This is a genomic window from Pseudorhodoferax aquiterrae, from assembly GCF_014652235.1.
Lineage (GTDB): Bacteria > Pseudomonadota > Gammaproteobacteria > Burkholderiales > Burkholderiaceae_C > Pseudorhodoferax > Pseudorhodoferax aquiterrae.
Window position 1 is genome coordinate 1 of record NZ_BMYK01000079.1, and the last position, 1,160, is coordinate 1,160.

Consider the following 1,160-nt stretch of genomic DNA (forward strand, 5'->3'; position numbering starts at 1 on the left):
TACGAAACGGAGTTCAAGCTGGAAGTGGTCGAGAGCTTCTTGGCAGGCGAAGGCGGAGCGAAGCTCTTAGCTCGGCGGTGGTCGATTCCCGAGGAGAAGGTCCGCTTGTGGGTGAGCCACTACCGTCTGCACGGCATCGACGGCTTGCGCCCCAAGCGCAGCGCGTACAGTGCGCAGTTCAAGCTGCAGGTGCTGGCTCATCAGGATCGCGAACAGCTTTCCAGCCGTCAGGTCGCGGCGCACTATGACATCCGCAATCCCAACCAGGTCGTGGTCTGGCGACGCAATCTCGATCAAGGCCGCCTGCAGGCGCGCGCAAGCGGGAAAGAAGAGCAGCCCGAGATGAAGCCAGAACGACGCTCTGCAACACCGTCGAGCACGGTCGTTGTCGATGCGGAGAAAACCCTGCGGGAAGAGAACGACCGACTGCGCGCGGAGGTCGCGTACCTAAAAAAATTGCAGGCCTTGATCCGGTCAAAGAGGTCAGATGCGCCGACAAGGCGCGCCTGATTGCCGGGTTGAGGCATGACCATAAATTGGCGGACCTGTTGCACGTAGCGGGCCTGCCGCGCAGCACGTTCTACTACCAATGCCAGGCGACCCAGCGCGCCGACCAGCAACGTGCCGAGGAAGCCAGGATTCGCGCTGTCTACGATGAGCACAAGGGCCGCTACGGCTACCGGCGGATTACGGCCGTGCTGTGCAATTCGATGGCGGAACCGATCAACCACAAGTGCGTGCAGCGTCTGATGCAGAAGATGGGGCTGCGCGCGTTGATTCGGGCGAAGAAGCGCTCCCGGCATGTTCCGGGCATGAGCGATGAGCACGTGCCCAACGTTCTGCAGCGCGACTTCTGCGCGAGCGCGCCAAACCAGAAGTGGGCGACCGATGTCACCGAGTTCAATGTGAACGGCCACAAGCTCTACTTGTCGGCCTGCATGGACCTGTATAACGGCGAGATCGTCGCGTACCGCATGGCAAGGCGCCCGGTCTTCGAGATGGTTTCCAGCATGCTTGAAGATGCGCTTTCGCGGGCCAACTGCGCCGCCGACCTAATCGTGCACTCCGACCAAGGCTGGCACTACAAGATGCAGCCCTACCGTGCGATGCTCGCGCGACGCGGAGTCAAGCAAAGCATGAGCCGCAAAGGCAACTGCTTC

Annotated in this window: 2 protein-coding genes; both read left to right on the forward strand. The window is 61.5% G+C overall.

The window, feature by feature from the left end:
* Positions 1-510, forward strand: a 510-nt coding sequence (locus IE209_RS33595) for a helix-turn-helix domain-containing protein (RefSeq protein ID WP_189691194.1), incomplete at its 5' end; no start/stop codon positions are given.
* A 26-nt stretch (positions 511-536) separates the two neighbouring features.
* Positions 537-1,160, forward strand: a 624-nt coding sequence (locus tag IE209_RS33600; RefSeq protein WP_229883195.1) for an IS3 family transposase, incomplete at its 3' end; no start/stop codon positions are given.